The following is a 19,908-nucleotide window of genomic DNA, read 5'->3' as shown; positions in this document are numbered from 1 at the left end:
GGCTTGAGTTAGAGGAACAGGAATGTTTTTTATTCTACCTTTTCTCTTGTATCTTTTCTCTTGTATCTGCCTCAATCCATTTCCATCGGATCGACATCAAGCGACCAGCGTACCCGGCGGGCGAGCTTGAGCCCTTCCCAACCTGGCAGACAGCGCTCCAGCAAACGATGCAGGGGCGCGCGCTGTGTGGCCTGCAACAGCAACTGGGCGCGGGTACGGCCGGCTCGGCGTTCCATTGGCGCACTCACCGGCCCGAGCAGCTGCACACCCGCCACGGCGGCCTCTTCCGCAATGGCCCGTGCCGCCTCCAGAAAGGCCTGCGGCACACGCACATCCACGGCCTCCGCACGCAGTAGCGCCAGGGCGTTATAGGGAGGCAGGCTGGCCTCCGCACGTTCCGCCAGCGCGGCCTCGGCAAAGGCGCCATAGCCACGCGCCAGCAACAGCTGCAGTAGCGGATGCTCCGGGTGATGGGTCTGAATCACCACCTGTCCGCTCGCCTCCCCGCGCCCGGCACGTCCCATCACCTGTACAATCAGTTGCGCCATGCGCTCCGGCGCACGGAAGTCCACTCCGTACAGACCCTGATCGGCATCAAGGATACCCACCAGCGTCACTTTCGGGAAGTGGTGGCCTTTGGCCAGCATCTGGGTACCGACCAGTATCTGGCTGCGGCCGGCATGGACGTCTTCAATCAGTGCGTGCAGCGCGCCTTTGGCACGCGTGGTATCACGGTCCATGCGTGCCACGGTGGTTCCCGGAAAATACCGCGCCAGCGTCTCCTCTACCCGCTCGGTACCGTGACCCAGGGCATACAAGGTCGTGCCATTACAGACCGGACAGAGGGTGTCCGCCGCGCGGCTGGCGCCGCAGTGGTGACAGGTCAGGCGTTGCGCCCGCTGCGACAGCACCATGCGCGTGTCGCAGCGTTCACAGGTAGCCACCCAGAGGCAGGCATTGCAAATCAGGGTGGGCGCATAGCCGCGCCGGTTCAGAAACACCAGTGCCTGCTCCGAGCGCTGCAGGGTAGCCGCCATCTGCACCAACAAGGGCCGCGATACCCGGCCTTCCGCCGGCGTGCTGCGCATGTCGAGCACGGTAATGCGGGGCGCTGTGGCGCGTCCGGCCCGCTCCGGCAACAGTAAATGCCGGTAACGCCCCTCACGGACGTTGCAGAGACTCTCCAGTGAAGGTGTGGCCGAACCCAGCAGTACCGGCACAGCGGCGCGCTGCGCGCGCATGACGGCTACATCGCGGGCATGGTAGCGAAAACCCTCCTGCTGCTTGAGCGAGAGGTCGTGCTCTTCGTCGACCACAATCAGGCCCAACTGCGCCAGCGGCGTAAACACCGCCGAGCGCGTGCCGACCACGATCGCCGCCTGCCCCGAGCGCGCCGCACGCCAGGCATGCAAACGCTCACCCTCGCTCAGGCCAGAATGCAACAGCGCCACCGGTACGCTGAAACGCTGGGTGAAGCGCGCCATGAGCTGGGGTGTGAGCGCGATCTCCGGCACCAGCACCAGCACCTGCTGGCCCGCCGCAATCACCCGCTCAATGAGGCGCAGGTACACCTCGGTCTTGCCGCTGCCGGTGACGCCTTCAAGCAGAAAGGCCTGAAACCCCGATGCGTCCGCCACGGCCTGCACCGCCTCGGCCTGTGGCGGGTGCAGGATGGGCGGCGTCTCCGCGATCAGGCTGATGGCAGGCGGGGCGTCCGCCACGGCCCGTCTGCGCGGCACCCGGCCCTGCCGCAGGGCGGCAGGCAACGCCGCTGCCACCACTTCGCCGATCGGGTGGTGGTAATACGCGCTTGCCCAGACGAGCAGCGACAGCAGCTCCGCCGGTAACAGCGGCTCCATGTCCAGCACCTCCAGCACGCGCTTGAGACGTGTCTGCGCTACCCGGCTTTGGCTGGCGACCGCCAGTACCACGCCCACCGCCTGTCCGCGACCGAACGGCACCCGCACCCGACACCCCGGTACGAGCTGCGCAGTCTCGCCGCCCTGTGGCGGCAGGTAGTCGAAGCTGCGGCGCAACGGCGAAGGCACGGCAATATGTACTACCCGCGTAGACATTAGACTCTGGCAGGCCTCTTAATCAAACAGGTTCTCAAGGTCGCACACAGCTTTCGCAAGATTCGCTAAGTTTTTGTACAAAATCGGGATTAAGGATATCCACAAAATCTGTGGATATCTTTGTGGATGGGTGGGGGTAAAACCAGTTTTAACCGCACTGTTACGGGTTTCGAAACAAAATGGACACAATTTAACCTGATCAAAAAAATATGTTTATTATCATAAAGATATATAGATAGGTGGGGATCCGCATTATTGGCTTGCGGCCGGCACGCCAGGCGTCGCGCTAGACTGTGTACAAGCTCGCCCTGAAACGGCGTGGAACCCGCACGAGAGCGCTCTTTCGACAGAGTCAAGTGTCTTGTGCCAGAAGTTGCAGCAGGCCCTCGAGCGGCAGCCGACGCATGGCGTGCCCATCAACCGGGCTGCGCGGTGCCTGCCGCAGCCCGCTGACAGGAAACACCGTCAGACAGATCACAACCTCGCCAGCCACAAACCGGTACAGCGGGAAGTGCTCGGGGGCCATGTCCTGGCCCGTGCGCAAGGGGCGGGTGTCGGTTTCATAGGGAATGTCGCGTCCGAGCAGAAATACCCCTACCTCTTGCGGCGCATCCGTAAACAGGTGCACATTAACATCGGCGTGGGCAGACGCTGTACCGCTCAGCACCGAACCCACCAGGCGTGGCTGGAACGGTGTGAGGAGACGCATTACCTCGACCGCCGCTTGCCGCAGCCTGCGCAGCTGGCGCGGGTGGTGCTCGGACTGGAACAGGCGCTGGTAGTCACCCAAGGCCTGTTCGACCTCCTGGTTGTCCGGCATGTTACGGGTATCCGGCGCCCCGATCTGGTGCGCGGCCTTGCGTTTGGCGGTGTAATAATCGCTGATACCGTGCTCGGCCATCAGGTGCGCCGCTTCCAGCGCGATCCTTCGGCGCATGCGCGAGTCACGGGGGGTATGCGCGACCATGTCACTAAAACAACTGCTCGACGCCGCGCGGGCCATCGGCCCCGAGACCGGCGTCCAGCGTCTGCACATCAGCCGCAGGCATGGGCGGCTGCTCGCTGCTGAATACCTCGTCGATGGCGCGGGCGCTGCCCTCCTGGGCCAGGGCACCGGTCACAGGGTCGATGCGCAGCGTCACAATGCCGGGCGGCGGCTCAGGCAGGACGTCCGGCTGGTCCTTGAGGGCCGCCGCCATGAAGTACATCCAGATCGGCAACGCCGCATGACCCGCCGTTTCCTGATCACCCAGCGGCAAATGCTTGTCAAAGCCGATCCAGGCGGTTGCCGCCAGCGTCGCATTAAAACCCGAAAACCAGGCATCGCGCTGGTCATTGGTGGTGCCGGTCTTGCCTGCCAGATCATTGCGCCCCAGCGCCCGGGCGCGGCGCGCGGTACCGACGCGAATCACGTCACGCATCATGGATACCATCAGGTAATTGTTCTCCGGGGTAATCACCCGTAGCGCCTGCCGCCCGTGCACGCCCCGTGCGCCGGGCGCCACTGCCTCATTACGGCGCAGCTCGGCCTGAATGTCGGCCTGCACCTCCCCCTCAAGACCGGGTGCGGCGGCAAGCGCCGACGGCACAGCGGCGCAGGCCATGCAGGCGATGAGCGGATCGGCCTGATACACGGGAGTCCCGTCCAGCGTCTCAATGCGTTCGATAAAGTAGGGCTCCACCTGATAGCCGCCGTTGGCGAACACGGAAAACCCGCGCACCATCTCCATAGGCGTTGCCACACCACTGCCCAGCGCCAGCGACAGGCCCTTCGGCAATCGCTCCGGACGAAAACCAAAACGTGCTGCATAATCAATCGCATAGTCGATACCGACGGCACGCAGCACACGGATGGAAACCAGATTGCGCGACTGGGCCAGCGCCTCACGCAACCGCATCGGGCCATTGAATTTGCCCCCGAAATTCTCCGGCCGCCAGGCCTCGCCCAGGTTCGCGCCCTCGACCACTACTGGCGCATCATTCACCAGGGTGGCCGGTGTGAAGCCCTTCTCCAGCGCTGCCGAATACAGAAACGGCTTGAAGCTGGAGCCCGGCTGCCGCTGGGCCTGCAACGCACGATTGAATTTGCTTTGATAGAAATAGAATCCGCCAGTCAGCGCAGCCACCGCACCATCATTCGGTCTGAGCGCGACCAGCGCCCCCTCCGCCGCTGGCAACTGCGACAAACCCCAGTGCGCATCCGCGATCGGCTCGATGCGCACGATATCACCGGGCTTTAAAAATTCCTGCGCCGTCTTCGGCGCCGGGCCACGGCGGTTGTCGTCGATATAGGGACGTGCCCAGGACAATCCCGTCCAGGGTAACTCCAGCGTGCCGTGTGCGGGATGAAACACGGTCGCATCCTGTGTACCGACCTTGAGCACCAGTGCGGCCTGCACGCCCCCCACCTCCGGGCTTTCCTCCAAGGTACGGATCCAATCCTCGGGGGTCAGCAGCGGCGTGAGTTCGATATGGCGCTCCGGACCGCGGTAACCATGGCGCTTGTCGTATTCCAGCAGGCCTTTGCGCAAGGCCCGGTCAGCCGCCAGCTGCAAGCCCGGATCGAGCGTGGTGTAGACCTTGTAGCCACCAGTATAGGCCTCTTCGCCATAGCGGTTTACCATCTCCGCCCGCACCATCTCCGCCACATAGGGCGCCTCGATCTCGATCTCGAGGGCGTGGCGCCGGGCCGTTTCCGGCTCGGCCAGTGTCGCCTGATATTCCGTGTCCGTCAGGTATCCCAGATGGCGCATGCGTTCCAGCACATAATTGCGGCGCTCTGTCGCGCGCGCCAGATTGACAATGGGGTTGTATTTGGATGGTGCCTTGGGCAGACCGGCGATCATTGCCATCTGCGCCACACTCAGCTGATCTACCGTTGTACCGTAATAAAACTGTGCTGCCGCCGCCACACCGTAGGAACGGTTGCCGCAATAAATCTTGTTGAGGTACAGCGTGAGGATCTCGTCCTTGCCGAATTCACGCTCGATGCGCAGCGCAAGCAGTATCTCCTTGAGCTTGCGCAAAAATGTCTTTTCGTTGGAGAGGAAGAAATTTCGCGCCACCTGCATGGTGATGGTGCTGCCACCCTGGCGCTTTTCGCCAGTCTTCAGCAGCGCCACTGCGGCGCGCAATAGCCCCTGATAGTCGACGCCGGGATGCTGATAGAAGCGGTCATCCTCCGCCGCCAGTACCGCCTGCACCAGTGCCTCAGGTATCTGGGGAAATTCCAGCGGCAAACGCCGCATCTCTCCAAACTCGCCAATCAGGCGGGCATCGCCGGTATAGACACGCAACGGCACCTGCAGGCGCACATCGCGCAGACTGTCGGCCGGCGGTATTTGCGGCTCAATATAAAGGTAGAGGGCCAGCAGCCCGGCAACCAGCAGCGTGATTCCCGCAAATACCGCCGCCAGCGTAAGTCCGAACAACTTCAGGAGTGGATTCATCTATGATCTTTCCCGCAACAACTCTGCGGGCACATAACCCAAGGGTTTCTCAACAAGGAGGAGGGGTATTCCTCATCCTTAACGAAGCCACATACAGGTCGGGCGCACATACGGCTGTAGCCTTATGACTCGAACCTGACACTGGCCCAAGACGTGCACACCAGCGACATACGGATCAGTATAGACTTGCCGCCACAGAATACGAAATATGTTGATTTTTTACACTATTGATCTATAGTTTTGGCTGGTATTTGATGCGCTGAACCACGAATACTGCGCAACCACGCCTAATCTAAGGGGAAAGTTTGTGCTACAGTTTTTCGGCCCCCAGCCGCTGGTCGGACTTGATATCAGTTCGACCTCGGTCAAGCTCCTCGAGTTGAGCAGGCACAATGGCCACTACCGGGTGGAAGGCTATGCCGTGGAGCCGATTGCGACGGGCGCGGTAATAGAGAAGAGCATCGCCAGCCCCGAGGCTGTAGGCTTGGCCATCCAGCAGGCGGTAAGACGCTCCCGCACGAGCGCAAAGCACGCCGCAGTGGCCGTCGCCGGCTCCAACGTGATTACCAAAATCATCACCCTGCCCGCCACGCTGAATGATGACGACATGGCGACCCAGATCGAACTGGAGGCCGATCACTACATCCCCTACCCGCTGGAAGAGGTCAATCTTGATTTCGAGGTCATTGGCCCCTCTGAGCGTGACCCCGGGGTCGTCGATGTGCTGCTGGCCGCCTCGCGCCGGGAAAACGTGGACATGCGTGTCTCCGCCGTAGAACTGGGCGGGCTGACCGCCAAGGTGGTCGATGTCGAGGCCTACGCCGCAGGCAGCGTCGTGGCACTGATGGCCCAGCAGATGAAAAGCCTGTCGACAGCCCCGGTCATTGTCATATTCGACATCGGCGCCACCATGACCAGCCTGACCGTGCTCGACCAGCTCAAAATCGTATACACGCGCGAGCAGGGCTTTGGTGGCAAACAGCTCACTGAGGAAATCCAGAGCCGTTATGGTTTGTCCTATGAAGAGGCCGGACGCGCCAAACGTCAGGGCGGACTGCCCGAGGACTATGAAACCGAGGTGCTCATCCCCTTCAAACAGGCGATGGCACAACAGATTGCCCGCTCACTACAGTTCTTCTTCTCCTCCAGCCAATACAATAGCGTAGACCACATCCTGCTCGCTGGCGGCAACGCGCTCATTCCCGGCATTGCCAAACTCATTGAAGCCGAGATTGGCGCCACCACCTCGATTGCCAATCCGTTTGTCGGTATGACCCTGGCCACAGGCGTCAACGCCCAGGCCCTGGCCAATGACGCGCCAGCACTGCTGGTTGCATGCGGGCTTGCGCTGCGGAGCTTCGACTAGTCATGGCGCACATCAATCTACTCCCCTGGCGCGAGGCACGGCGCAAGGAGCGTGAGCGCGAATTCGGCGCGATAGCGGGTGGCGCGGCGCTGCTTGCCGCTGTAGTCGTTTTGTATGCCCATGTCCAGATCGGCAACATGGCCGAATCCCAGCAGGCGCGCAACGCCGTACTCACCCATGAGATTGCCGAACTGGATAAAGCGATTGCCGAGATCAAGACCCTGGAGGCAGAAAAGTCAGACTTGCTGGCGCGCATGGATGTCATCCAGGACTTGCAGCTAAGCCGTCCGGAAGTCGTGCACCTGTTCAGTGAGCTCGCCACCACCCTCCCGGAAGGTGTGTATTATACCGCCATCAAGCGCGAGGGGGAGGGGATCACCGTGGGTGGCATTGCACAGTCCAATGCCCGCGTCTCCACCCTGATGCGCAACATGGAAAGCTCACCCTGGCTGGAAAAACCGGCACTGGATGTCATTGAAACCAGCGCCCAAGACAGGGTTCGCAGCCCGAGCTTTATCCTGCGCGCGCACCAGACACCCGGCAGCCAGCGCAAAGCTGCTGTCAGTGCAGCAGACACCGACCAGCAAGCCGGGAAGCAGCCGTGAACCTCTCCGACCTGCAAACTCTCGACTTCCAGGATGTGGGTAATTGGCCCCAGCCTGTGAAAACCCTGGCCATCGCACTGGTATTTATCGCCGTACTGGGCGCAGGCTACTGGTTCGACACCAGCAACCAATGGGAAATATTGCAGAAGGAGCGTTCCGAAGAGACTGTACTCAAACAGACGTTCGAGTTCAAGCAGTCCAAGGCAGCGAACCTCAATGCGTACAAACAGCAGCTGGCGGAAATGAAACAATCCTTCGGCGCCCTGCTGCGGCAACTACCCAGCAAGGCCGAGGTCGCCGACTTACTGGTAGACATCTCCCAGACCGGACTTGCCAGCGGCCTGGAGTTTGAGCTGTTCAAGCCTGAGCCGGAACTGCACAAGGATTTCTACGCCGAGCTTCCAATCACGATCAAGGTCACGGGTGACTATCATAAATTTGGCAACTTTGTCAGCGGTGTCGCGGCACTGCCGCGCATCGTCACCCTGCATGACATCACCATCAGTCACGTATCCGACAAGGACGCGCGCCTGGTCATGGCGATTACGGCCAAGACCTATCGCTATATCGCGGACGACGAGGCTCCGGCGGCGACCACAGCCGGACAGGGCGCACCATGAGTCTGCGGCGCGCATACCCCATTGCGTTCGTCGTGCTCGGCATGGCGCTGAGCGGCTGCGGCGCAGACATGGATGACTTGCACAGGCATATCGCAGAGGTCAAGGCGCGCCCCCAGGGCAAGATCGAACCCCTGCCCCAGATCAAGCCCTATGAAACCTATGTCTATCCGGCAGACCTGCGCGACCCCTTCACCCCCACGCTGGAGTCGACTATGGCTGCCTCCGGGAGCGGCCCGCGCCCAGACCCGAACCGTCACAAGGAGGTGCTGGAAGACTTCCCCCTGGACACACTACGCCTGGTCGGCAATCTGGAACGCGCTGGCGAGGCGTGGTCGCTCATCAAGGCACCGGACAGTTCCGTACACCGTGTGCGCAAGGGTAACTATCTGGGCCAGAACGATGGCCACATCATCCATGTCACCGATCAGGCCATCGAACTGATCGAACTCATCGAAGACGGGCAGGGCGGCTGGATCGAACGCCAGGCCTCGTTGACACTCAGCGACGACACAACAGAGGGGGGTAAAAAATGACCCTGACAACCATGCACAACACCCTGAACACCCGCAGCCGGGAAAGTCGCGCGCTGCCTCTCCTGGCGTATGGTTTCATGCTCCTCTTCGTTGGCGCCGGTCTGGCGACCTCCATTCCCGCGCAGGCTGCGGAAGCGGAACCGACCACTACCCTGCAAGACATCAGTGTCACCACCCTGTCCGGCAACCGCGTGCAGCTCAAGCTCCGCATGGACAGCGCACCGCCACCACCGATCAGCTTCACCATCGACAACCCGGCACGCATCGTGCTCGACTTCCCTCACACCACACATACGCTGAGCAAAAACAGCCAACCCATTGATGTCGGCCTGGCCAAGAGCATCAACATCGCCGAGGCCAAGGGCCGCACCCGCGTGGTCTTGAACATGGTACGGCTTTCCACCTATGAAACACGCATTGAGGGCAATGACGTCTACCTCACACTCGAAGCTGCGCCCGCTGCTGCACAGGCACAGGCCAGCACAGCTGCGACATCCGGCAAGCCCGCGCCTACGACAGCGACAAACACCGGCGGCGCGCGGCATGCCATCACCAACATTGATTTTCGCCGCGGCGAGAAGGGCGAGGGGCGCATCCTGATAACGCTGTCTGATCCGTCCACGGGTGTCGACCTGCGTGAGGAAGGCGGCAAGATACTGGTGGATTTCCTCAACAGCAGCGTGCCCGAAAACCTGCAGCGCCGCCTGGATGTGGTTGACTTCGCCACCCCGGTGCAGACCATCGATACCGCCGCACAGGGCAACAATGTGCGCATGACCATCACGCCGCTGGGGGCGTACGAGCACCTTGCCTACCAGGCGGGTGATATTTATACCGTCGAGGTCAAGCCGCTCACCAAGGAACAGCAGGACGTCGCCAAAAAGGAAAAGGGCTACACCGGCGAAAAACTTTCGCTCAATTTCCAGAATATCGAAGTACGCGCCGTGCTGCAGCTGATTGCCGACTTCACCGGCCTCAACCTGGTCACCAGCGATACCGTACAGGGCAACCTCACCCTGCGCCTGAAAAACGTGCCGTGGGACCAGGCCCTTGACATCATTCTGAGAACCAAGGGCCTCGCCATGCGCCAGCACGGCAATGTGCTCCTGATCGCCCCCAGCGAGGAGATTGCTGCGCGGGAAAAGCTGGAGCTGGAGTCACAGAAGCAGGTGGCGGAACTCGCACCCTTGCGCTCGGAATTTATCAGCGTCAATTTCGCCAAGGCCTCGGACCTTGCCGCCCTGCTCAAGGCCACGGAAAATTCACTGCTCTCGCCGCGTGGCAATGTCGCGGTGGACGAACGCACCAACACCTTGCTGATTCAGGATGTCTCGGACAAGCTGGCCGAGATCAGAAAACTGGTCGCCACGCTGGACATACCCCAGCGCCAGGTGCTGATTGAATCGCGGGTGGTGATCGCGGACGACAATTTCAGCAAGGATCTGGGCGTGAAATTCGGCATCGGTAGAACTTCCAACCCCGCCGCGCAGAGTGGCTACCAATCCGTGATTTCAGGCACACTGCCCACCACTCGCCGATCAACAACCAGTACCACGACAGATACCGTATCCACGGTTCCCGGCGCCTCTAACACCGTAAGCACTTCCGTGCTTTCCGGCGCACTGGCAGGCGGCAGCCCCCTGAACGTGAATCTCCCCATCACAGGAGCCCCCTCAATAGCCTTGGCCATCGCCCGCCTGCCCTATGGTATCCTGCTGGATCTGGAGCTCTCCGCCCTGCAGAAGGAAAAGCGCGGTGAGGTCATCTCCAATCCACGCGTAGTCACGGCCAACCAGAAAGAGGCACGGATAGAACAGGGTGAGGAGATCCCGTACCTGGAGGCGAGCTCGAGCGGCGCCACCACAGTTACCTTCAAGAAGGCGGTGCTCTCGCTCACGGTGAAGCCCCAGATCACGCCCGACAACCACATCATCATGGACCTCACGGTGAACAAGGACTCGCGCGGCGAGCTTGTTGTCCTCGCCGGCTCCACCGTGCCCGCCATCAACACCAAGCAGGTCTCCACCCAGGTGCTGGTAGACAACGGTGAAACCATTGTGCTGGGCGGCGTGTATGAACAAACCATCAGCAAAGACACGCAGCGTGTGCCGTTCCTGGGCGACCTGCCCTATATCGGCTTTTTGTTCAGGCAGGAGCTCAATACCAACGACAAAAACGAATTATTGATCTTCGTGACACCCAAAATCCTCGAGGACAATCTGCGGCTGTAATAAATCCGCCCCACAGCAACAGCAAGCGCCCGGGGTGCGGGCGCTTGATTTCCCTGCCGATACCGGCAAAGATGCCGCATGACCCAGAACGCCACCCCACTCAAGCGCGGCAACCTGTTCCTGGTCGGGCCGATGGGTGCTGGCAAGACCACCGTCGGGCGTGAACTCGCACGCCACCTGCATCTCGGCTTCCATGACAGCGACCATGAGATCGAGCGTCGCACCGGCGCCAGCATACCGCTCATCTTCGAACTGGAAGGCGAGGCCGGATTTCGCGCCCGCGAAAAAGCCATGCTGGCCGAACTGGTGCAGCAGAAACACATGGTGCTCGCCACCGGTGGCGGCGCCATACTCGACCCTGCCAACCGCGCCGGGCTCGCCGCACATGGCACCGTCATCTACCTGCGCGCCCCGGTCGAACACCTGCTCCGCCGCATCGGCAGGGACACCCACCGGCCACTCCTGCACACTGAAGACCCGCGCGCGCGCCTTGAGCAGCTGATACAGGAACGTGACCCCCTGTACCGTGACGTCGCTGATCTCGTCATCGAAACCCATCGCCGCCGGACACCGAGCGTGGTCAATGAAATCCTGCGTCGCATCGGCCCACAGCCGCAGCAGAATGACGTAAAATAAAGCCCCTCATCAAGACACACACCCATGCCCACACTGCATCTCGATCTCGGATCACGCAGTTACCCGATCTGCATCGGATCTGACCTGCTCGGCCAGCGGGATGCGATTGCACCCTACGTTACCGGGCAACAGGTGATGGTGGTGAGCAACGAGACCGTGGCACCACTCTATCTTGACCGGACACTGGCCGGGCTGACAGATTTCCGGTGCAACAGCGTGGTGCTGCCCGATGGTGAGCGGTATAAGACCCTGGAGACCCTCAATACAATTTTCACCGCCCTGCTCAGCCAGCGCCACGATCGCAGCACGACACTGGTTGCACTCGGCGGCGGCGTAATCGGCGACCTCACCGGTTTTGCAGCCGCGAGCTATCAGCGTGGCGTAAACTTCATCCAGGTACCCACCACGCTGCTGGCACAGGTCGATTCCTCGGTCGGCGGCAAGACCGGCGTGAATCATCCGCTGGGGAAAAACATGATCGGCGCCTTTTACCAGCCACGGCTGGTACTGGCCGATACCGGGACGCTCAGCACGCTGCCAGAACGCGAGTTGGGCGCGGGCATCGCCGAGATCATCAAATACGGCCTCATCCGCGACGCTGAATTCTTCGCCTGGCTGGAGGGAAATATCGAAGCGCTACTGGCACGCGACCCTGCCGCGCTGGCCTATGCCATCGAGCGCTCGTGCCGCAACAAGGCCGATGTGGTAGTACGTGACGAGCGCGAAAGCGGCGAGCGCGCACTGCTCAACCTCGGCCATACCTTCGGCCATGCCATCGAAACCGGCTTGGGCTATGGTACTTGGCTGCACGGCGAGGCGATCGCCGCCGGCATGGCGCTGGCCGCCGACCTCTCCCGCCGCCAGGGCTGGCTGTCGGCCACCGACCAGCAACGTACTGTCGATCTGTTGGAACGGGCGCGGCTCCCGACCCGGGCCCCCACAGCACTCACCAGCGAGCGCCTGCTCGAGCTCATGGCCGTCGACAAAAAAGTGAGTGGCGGCAAATTGCACCTGATACTGCTACGGGCCATCGGTCAGGCCGTCATCAGCGCCGACTTTGACCCGCAATTGCTGCACGCAACACTCGACACCTGCCGCACCGCGCAGCCGCTGGCCGCAGCACCTGCATGACGCTCGCCCCCTACGCCGCGCAGCCGGAACAAACCCGCGGTCGCCGGCATGTGGAGGCCGCGCCTGCCTACCGCAGCGAATACCAGCGCGACCGCGATCGCATCATCCACAGTGCCGCCTTCCGCCGTCTTGAATACAAGACGCAGGTGTTCGTCAATCACGAAGGCGACATGTTTCGTACCCGCCTTACCCACTCCATCGAGGTGGCGCAGATCGCGCGCTCGGTGGCGCGGGCGCTGGTGCTCAACGAAGACCTGGCCGAGGCCATTGCACTGGCCCATGACCTCGGTCACACGCCATTTGGCCACGCCGGACAGGACGCACTCAACGCCTGCATGCGCGAGTACGGCGGCTTTGAGCACAATCTGCAATCACTGCGTGTGGTAGACGAACTGGAAGAGCGCTATGCCGATTTCTGCGGCCTGAATCTCACCTTCGAAACCCGCGAGGGCATACTCAAGCACTGCTCACTCGCCAAGGCGTGTGAGCTGGGCGAGATCGGCGAGCGCTTTCTGCACAAGCGCCAGCCGGGGCTGGAGGCCCAGTTGGCCAATATCGCAGATGAGATTGCCTACAACAGCCACGATGTTGATGACGGCCTGCGTTCGGGGCTGATCACGCTTGAACAACTCAACAGCGTCGAGTTGTTTCGCGCGCAACACACTGAGGTGTTGCGCGCCCATCCCGCCCTGGCCGAGCGCCGCGCCATACACGAAACGGTACGCCGATTGATCAACCGCCAGATCGTCGATCTGGTCGAGACCAGCCGCCAGCGTCTGGAGGCAGCCGCACCGGCCGACAGTCATGCGGTACGCCAGCAGGGCGAACCCCTCATCGGCTTCAGCCCGGACATGCGTGAACGCAGCCTGGAGCTGAAACGCTTTCTGCGTGAACAGCTGTATCGCCACTTTCGCGTCACGCGCATGACCACCAAGGCCGCACGTACCGTGAGCGCACTGTTCGAGACCTTGATGGCCGACATCGGGCTGCTGCCGCCCGAATTTTCCGCCAAGGCGGTGGCTCTGGAGCACACACTCGGCAGTGCCGGACGCGCCCGCGCGGTCGCGGATTATATTGCCGGCATGACCGATCGCTACGCCATTGCCGAATACCATCGCCTGTTCAACCCCGCGGAGTCCTCTTAACCGCAAGACGCATTTGCCTGCTGCCCACAGGGCACCCTAACCACAGCCTGCATTGAGCAGAGGCCCCGCCAGCGCTATACTGTCAGACCGGTTGCGTGTCGCGGGCCACTTTGACCCCTACGGCATCACCCGGGCCGGACATTGAACGACACGACATGCAGACTAAAGACACACTCCACAGCAGCCTCTACCGCCCCGCATTTGAGCACGACAACTGTGGCTTTGGTCTCATTGCCCAGATGGACGGCACGGCCAGTCACTGGCTGATACAAACGGCCATCGGTTCGCTGGCCTGCCTCACGCATCGGGGCGCCATCGCGCCCGACGGCAAGACCGGCGACGGCTGCGGGCTGCTGATCAAAAAGCCCGACCGCTTTTTCCGCACCGTGGCCGGTGAACTGAATCTGACACTCGCCCGGCAGTACGCCGTGGGCATGGTGTTTCTGAATCAGGACAACAGCCGTGCCGAGGCGGCGCGCAGCACGCTGACACAGGCCTTGCGAACAGAAGGCATGCGCATCGCCGGCTGGCGCCGCGTACCCACCCACGCCGAGGCCTGCGGCACGGAAGCACTGCAGAGCCTGCCACACATCGAGCAGGTGTTCGTCAACGCCCCCGACGACTGGGACGAGGCACGCTTCGAGCGCCACCTCTACATCGCCCGGCGCCGGGCCGAAAAGGCCACCAGCGACGACGACACCTTTTACATCCCCAGCCTCTCGTGCCGGGTGATTTCCTACAAGGGTCTGGTGATGCCTGCCAACCTGCCACTGTTTTACACCGACCTGCGCGACGAGCGCTTTGAGTCCGCGCTCGCCGTCTATCACCAGCGCTTCTCTACCAATACCTGGCCGCAATGGCGGCTGGCCCAGCCGTTCCGCTACCTGGCCCACAATGGCGAGATCAACACCGTGCAGGGCAACCGCAACTGGTCTGTGGCGCGTGGCATGAAATTCAGCAGCCCGCTGCTGCCCGACATGGATGCAGTGCGACCGCTGGTCTCCATGACCGGCTCGGACTCCTCCAGTCTCGACAACATGGCGGACGCACTGATCGCGGGCGGCATGGATTTATTTCACGCGATGCGGCTGCTGATTCCGCCAGCGTGGGAAAACGACCACACCATGGATCCGGAGCTGCGCGCGTTTTACCAATACCATGCCATGCACATGGAGCCGTGGGATGGCCCGGCCGGCATCGTAATGAGCGACGGGCGCTACGCCGCCTGCCTCATGGATCGCAACGGCCTGCGCCCGGCACGCTATGTGATCACCCGTGACCGCCACATCACGCTGGCCTCCGAGGTAGGTGTGTACAACTATGCGCCGGAAGACGTGGTGGCCAAGGGCCGCCTCAAGCCCGGTCAGATGATCGCGGCCGATACCGCCACCGGGCAGTTGCTGCTGCCGGCGGACATCGATGCCCTGCTCAAAAACCGCCATCCCTATGCCGCCTGGCTGCAGCAGTTCGCACAGGTACTGGCAACGACGCGTGACGACAATCCCGAGCCATTGCTGGACAAGGACGCGGTGCTCATTCAGCAGAAACTGTTTAACGTGAGTTTCGAGGAGCGCGATCAGGTACTGCGCGTGCTCGCGGAAAGTGGTCAGGAGGCCGTCGGCTCCATGGGTGATGACACGCCGATGGCTGTGCTGTCACAGCAGGTGCGCTCGCTCTACGACTACTTCCGCCAGCAGTTCGCACAGGTTACCAACCCGCCGATTGATCCCCTGCGCGAACAGATCGTGATGTCGCTCCAGACCTGTTTCGGCCGCGAGCGCAATCTGTTCGAGACCCGGCCCGAACACGCCCGTCGCCTTAGCGTAGCCTCGCCGGTGCTGTCGGAAGGCCAGTTCGCCGCGCTGACCAGTCTGACCGATACGGACTACGGTGTCGCGTACATCGACCTCAACTACGCTGTCAGCGACACCCTGCGTGCGGCCATCGAGCAGGTGTGCGATGCAGCCGAGCAGGCAGTAAAAAACGGCAAGGTCATACTGGCACTGTCCGACCGCAGCATAAGCAAGGATACGCTGCCCATCCATGCCCTGCTCGCCACCGGCGCTGTACACCATCGTTTGATCAGGGCCGGCTTGCGTTGCGACGCGAATATCATAGTGGAAACAGGCACCGCACGTGACCCGCACCACATCGCAGCACTGATTGGCTACGGTGCCACCGCCGTATTCCCGTATCTCGCCTATGAGTGCCTGCGTGACATGATGTGCCACGGCGAGATTGCCAACCCCGACGTCCACAAGGTACTCGGCGCCTACCGCAAGGGCGTGAACAAGGCGCTGTACAAGATCATCTCCAAGATGGGCATAGCCACCATCGCCAGCTATCGCGGCGCGCAACTGTTCGAGGCCGTCGGCCTCCACAGCGAGGTCGTGGAACTCTGCTTCCGTGGCACGGTGAACCGGCTGCAGGGTACCGATTTCTCCGAGCTCGAATCCGACCAGCGCTGGCTGGCGAAATACGCCTGGAATCCGCGCAAGACCCTGAGCCAGGGTGGGCTGCTCAAGTTCATCTATGGCGGGGAATATCACGCCTACAATCCGGACGTGGTTATCACGCTGCAGGCTGCGGTCAAGAGCGGCGACTACACCAAATACCAGGAGTACGCACAGCTGGTCAATGAGCGTCCCGCCTCGGCCCTGCGTGACCTGCTGGTATTGCGCGACGACCTCACACCCGTCCCCATCAACGAAGTGGAACCGGAACAGGACATCTTGCCGCGCTTCGACAGCGCCGGCATGTCGCTGGGTGCGCTCTCGCCCGAGGCCCATGAAGCACTGGCAATCGCCATGAACCGCTTGGGCGGTCGCTCCAACTCCGGTGAGGGTGGTGAGCACCCAAGCCGTTACGGCACCGAGAAGACCTCCAAGATCAAGCAGGTCGCCGCTGGCCGCTTCGGCGTCACACCGACCTATCTGGTGCATGCCGAGGTATTGCAGATCAAGATCGCGCAGGGTGCCAAACCCGGCGAGGGCGGCCAGTTGCCAGGCGGCAAGGTGAACGAGATGATCGCCGAACTGCGTTACTCAAGCCCCGGGGTGGCACTCATCTCGCCACCGCCACACCACGACATCTACTCCATCGAAGACCTGGCGCAACTCATCTTCGATCTGAAGCAGGTCAATCCCGACGCACTGGTGTCGGTGAAGCTGGTCGCCGAGGCCGGTGTCGGCACCATCGCCGCCGGTGTCGCCAAGGCCTATGCCGACCTGATCACCATTTCCGGTTACGATGGTGGCACCGGCGCCAGCCCGCTCACCTCGGTGAAGTACGCCGGCAGCCCGTGGGAACTCGGCCTGTCGGAAACCCATCAGGTGCTGCGCGCCAACAACCTGCGCGACCGGGTGCGGCTGCAAACCGACGGCGGCCTCAAGACCGGTCTCGATGTAGTCAAGGCCGCCATGCTGGGCGCGGAAAGCTTCGGCTTCGGCACTGCGCCGATGATCGCGCTGGGCTGCAAGTATCTGCGCATCTGTCATCTCAACACCTGCGCCACCGGCATCGCCACCCAACACGATGGTCTGCGCAAGGAACACTTCATCGGCCTGCCCGAGATGGTGGAAAATTATTTCCGTTTTGTTGCACGCGAAACACGCGAGTGGCTGGCACGGCTCGGTGTGCGTCGCCTGGCCGATCTCATAGGTCGCACCGACCTGCTGCGCATCCTGCCCGGCACCACCCCCAAGCAACAGCGGCTTGACCTCACACCGCTGTTGTCCAAGGCCGGCGTGCCCGACACGGCGCCGCAATACTGCCTGACAGAGCGCAATGAGCCGTTCGACAAGGGCGAGCTGGCCGAGCACATGGTCAGCGATACACTCGATGCCATTGAGCACAAGCGCGGCGGCGTCTTCAACTACAAGATACGCAACATCCACCGCTCGATCGGCGCGCGCCTGTCGGGCGAGATTGCACGTCGTCACGGTAACCAGGGCATGCATGAAGCCCCTATTACCCTGCATCTGACGGGCAGCGCGGGCCAGAGCCTCGGCGTATGGAATGCCGGCGGACTGCATCTGATACTGGAAGGCGACGCCAATGACTACGTCGGCAAGGGCATGGCGGGCGGCAAGATTGTGATTCATCCGCCGCGCAACAGCCACTTCAAGTCCAATGAAACGACCATCATTGGCAACACCTGTTTGTATGGCGCCACCGGCGGCAAGCTGTACGCCGCCGGTCTGGCCGGTGAACGCTTCGCCGTGCGCAACTCCGGCGCTCGCGCCGTGGTGGAAGGCATAGGCGATCACGGCTGCGAATACATGACCGGCGGTGAAGTCGTCGTGCTCGGCCCCACCGGCCTCAATTTCGGCGCCGGCATGACCGGTGGCTTTGCCTATGTGCTCGATCTCGACGACCAGTTCAGTGTGCGCTACAACCCCGAACTCATCGACACCCACCGGATCAGCACACTGGAGGCACACTGCGCTCATTTACGGCAACTGATCGAGGCATTCGTCAGCGAGACCCACAGCGCCTGGGGCCAGCGCCTGCTGGATAATTTTACCGAATATGCCGACAAGTTCTGGCTGGTCAAGGCCCAGGCCGCAGCGCTCGACACACTGCTCGCGCCGCGCCCGGCCTCCATCCACGATGCACCGATCCGCGCCCACGCACGTCCGGTGCGCGCTACCGGCGCGGCCGTTTCACACGCCCACTGAAACAAGACTACTGACCATGCCGAATCACTTCCAGTTTCTCGACATTCCACGCACCGATCCGCCCAAGACACCTGCCGTCATCCGTATCCACAAGTCGAATGAAATCTACGGCCAGTTCGATGCCAAGGGTGCGGGCGAACAGGCCGGGCGTTGCCTGGCCTGCGGCAACCCCTATTGCGAATGGAAATGCCCGGTACACAACTACATTCCGAATTGGCTGAAGCTGATTGAGGAAGGCAACCTGTTTGAAGCCGCAGAGCTGTCACACAAGACCAACTCCCTGCCCGAGGTATGCGGACGCGTGTGCCCGCAGGACCGCCTGTGCGAAGGCGCCTGCACCCTCAACGACGGCTTCGGCGCCGTCACCATCGGCTCGATCGAGAAATACATTACCGACGAGGCCGTGAAACAGGGCTGGCGGCCCGACATGTCGGGCATCGTAAAAACCGGCAAACGCGTCGCCATCATCGGCGCAGGCCCGGCGGGTCTCGGCTGCGCCGACATCCTCACGCGTAACGGCGTACAGGCCGTGGTCTATGACCGCAACCCCGAAATCGGCGGCCTGCTCACCTTCGGCATTCCCGAATTCAAACTGGAAAAGCACGTGGTGCGGACGCGGCGCATGCTGCTGGAAGGCATGGGTGTTGAATTCCGCCTCAACACTGAAATCGGCAAGGACATTACCTGCCAGCAACTGCTCGATGAATACGACGCCGTGTTTCTCGGCATGGGCACCTATAAATACATGCAGGGCGGTTTCCCGGGCGAGACCCTGCCCGGCGTCTATGAAGCGCTGCCCTACCTCATCGCCAACATCAACCGGCCACTGGGTTTTGAAAAAACCCCGGCCGACTTCATCGACATGAAAGACCAGCGCGTGGTCGTGCTGGGCGGTGGCGACACGGCCATGGACTGCAACCGCAGCGCGATCCGGCAGGGTGCGGCCAGCGTTGCCTGCGCCTACCGGCGCGACGAAGCCAACATGCCGGGCTCCCGCCGTGAGGTGGCCAACGCCAAGGAAGAAGGTGTGCAATTCCTGTGGAACCGGCAGCCGGTTGAGATCGTGGGCAAGGGCAAAGTGGAAGGCGTGAAGGTGGTAACTACCGAACTCGGCGCCGCCGACGCACGAGGACGCCGCGCCCCTCAACCGATACCGGGCAGCGAGAAAATCATCCCTGCCGACCGCGTCATCATCGCCTTCGGTTTTCGTCCCAACCCGGCAGCGTGGCTCGCAGACCTCAACGTCCAGCTGGACGCACAGGATCGCGTCCAGGCCCCCGCCAAAGCAACCTTCAAACATCAGACCACCCACCCCAAAATCTTTGCCGGCGGTGACATGGTGCGCGGCTCGGACCTGGTCGTGACCGCGGTGTTCGAAGGCCGCGAAGCAGCCCAGGGGATACTGGATTATCTCGACGTATAACGACGGCGCTCACCC

At 62.0% G+C, this 19,908-nt stretch carries 12 protein-coding genes and 1 pseudogene; 10 read left to right on the top strand and 3 right to left on the bottom strand.

What is annotated here, in order from left to right:
- Positions 1-71 precede the first annotated feature (71 nt).
- The 3 genes from Q8L89_07960 to Q8L89_07950 all read right to left on the bottom strand — a co-directional run bounded on the left by Q8L89_07960 (position 72) and on the right by Q8L89_07950 (position 5,524).
- The gene (locus Q8L89_07960; GenBank protein MDP1708980.1) at positions 72-2,075 is read right to left on the bottom strand and encodes a primosomal protein N'; all 2,004 of its coding nucleotides are present in this window, start codon (positions 2,073-2,075) and stop codon (positions 72-74) included.
- A gap of 352 nt (positions 2,076-2,427) precedes the next feature.
- Positions 2,428-3,012, bottom strand: coding sequence for a hypothetical protein (locus Q8L89_07955; GenBank protein ID MDP1708979.1), 585 nt, complete (start codon positions 3,010-3,012; stop codon positions 2,428-2,430).
- Between the two features lie 34 nt (positions 3,013-3,046).
- Complete coding sequence (locus tag Q8L89_07950; protein MDP1708978.1) at positions 3,047-5,524, bottom strand: penicillin-binding protein 1A; 2,478 nt, start codon at positions 5,522-5,524, stop codon at positions 3,047-3,049.
- 307 nt (positions 5,525-5,831) lie between these two features.
- Between Q8L89_07950 and Q8L89_07945 the strand changes: the two genes are divergently transcribed.
- The 10 genes and pseudogenes from Q8L89_07945 (at position 5,832) to Q8L89_07900 (ending at position 19,893) form a co-directional block, all read left to right on the top strand.
- The gene (locus Q8L89_07945; GenBank protein MDP1708977.1) at positions 5,832-6,890 is read left to right on the top strand and encodes a pilus assembly protein PilM; all 1,059 of its coding nucleotides are present in this window, start codon (positions 5,832-5,834) and stop codon (positions 6,888-6,890) included.
- A gap of 2 nt (positions 6,891-6,892) precedes the next feature.
- Complete coding sequence (locus Q8L89_07940; GenBank protein ID MDP1708976.1) at positions 6,893-7,495, top strand: PilN domain-containing protein; 603 nt, start codon at positions 6,893-6,895, stop codon at positions 7,493-7,495.
- Positions 7,492-8,115 carry a type 4a pilus biogenesis protein PilO gene (locus Q8L89_07935; GenBank protein ID MDP1708975.1) on the top strand — a complete coding sequence of 208 codons (624 nt, stop codon included), beginning with the start codon at positions 7,492-7,494 and terminating at the stop codon, positions 8,113-8,115. Before Q8L89_07940 ends, Q8L89_07935 begins: the two co-directional genes overlap by 4 nt.
- A complete protein-coding gene (locus tag Q8L89_07930) occupies positions 8,112-8,648 on the top strand; it encodes a pilus assembly protein PilP (GenBank protein MDP1708974.1) in 537 nt (178 codons plus the stop codon). Before Q8L89_07935 ends, Q8L89_07930 begins: the two co-directional genes overlap by 4 nt.
- Complete coding sequence (gene pilQ / locus Q8L89_07925) at positions 8,645-10,879, top strand: type IV pilus secretin PilQ (protein ID MDP1708973.1); 2,235 nt, start codon at positions 8,645-8,647, stop codon at positions 10,877-10,879. The genes Q8L89_07930 and pilQ overlap by 4 nt, the downstream gene beginning before the upstream one ends.
- 78 nt (positions 10,880-10,957) lie before the next feature.
- The gene (gene aroK, locus Q8L89_07920; protein MDP1708972.1) at positions 10,958-11,515 is read left to right on the top strand and encodes a shikimate kinase AroK; all 558 of its coding nucleotides are present in this window, start codon (positions 10,958-10,960) and stop codon (positions 11,513-11,515) included.
- Positions 11,516-11,539: 24 nt separating this feature from the next.
- Positions 11,540-12,646: a 3-dehydroquinate synthase gene (aroB, locus tag Q8L89_07915; GenBank protein MDP1708971.1), complete on the top strand. Its 1,107-nt coding sequence runs from the start codon at positions 11,540-11,542 to the stop codon at positions 12,644-12,646.
- Positions 12,643-13,791: a deoxyguanosinetriphosphate triphosphohydrolase gene (locus tag Q8L89_07910; protein MDP1708970.1), complete on the top strand. Its 1,149-nt coding sequence runs from the start codon at positions 12,643-12,645 to the stop codon at positions 13,789-13,791. Before aroB ends, Q8L89_07910 begins: the two co-directional genes overlap by 4 nt.
- A 155-nt stretch (positions 13,792-13,946) precedes the next feature.
- Positions 13,947-18,395: pseudogene (gene gltB, locus Q8L89_07905) on the top strand (glutamate synthase large subunit).
- Between the two features lie 91 nt (positions 18,396-18,486).
- Entirely contained in the window at positions 18,487-19,893 is a 1,407-nt protein-coding gene (locus Q8L89_07900; GenBank protein ID MDP1708969.1) for an FAD-dependent oxidoreductase, read from the top strand.
- Positions 19,894-19,908: the final 15 nt, after the last annotated feature.

The sequence above is a fragment of the Gammaproteobacteria bacterium genome, assembly GCA_030680605.1.
Classification (GTDB): Bacteria; Pseudomonadota; Gammaproteobacteria; order SURF-13; family SURF-13; genus JAQBXX01.
Note: the sequence above shows the minus strand (reverse complement) of the source record. Positions and strands in the feature narration are given on the sequence as shown.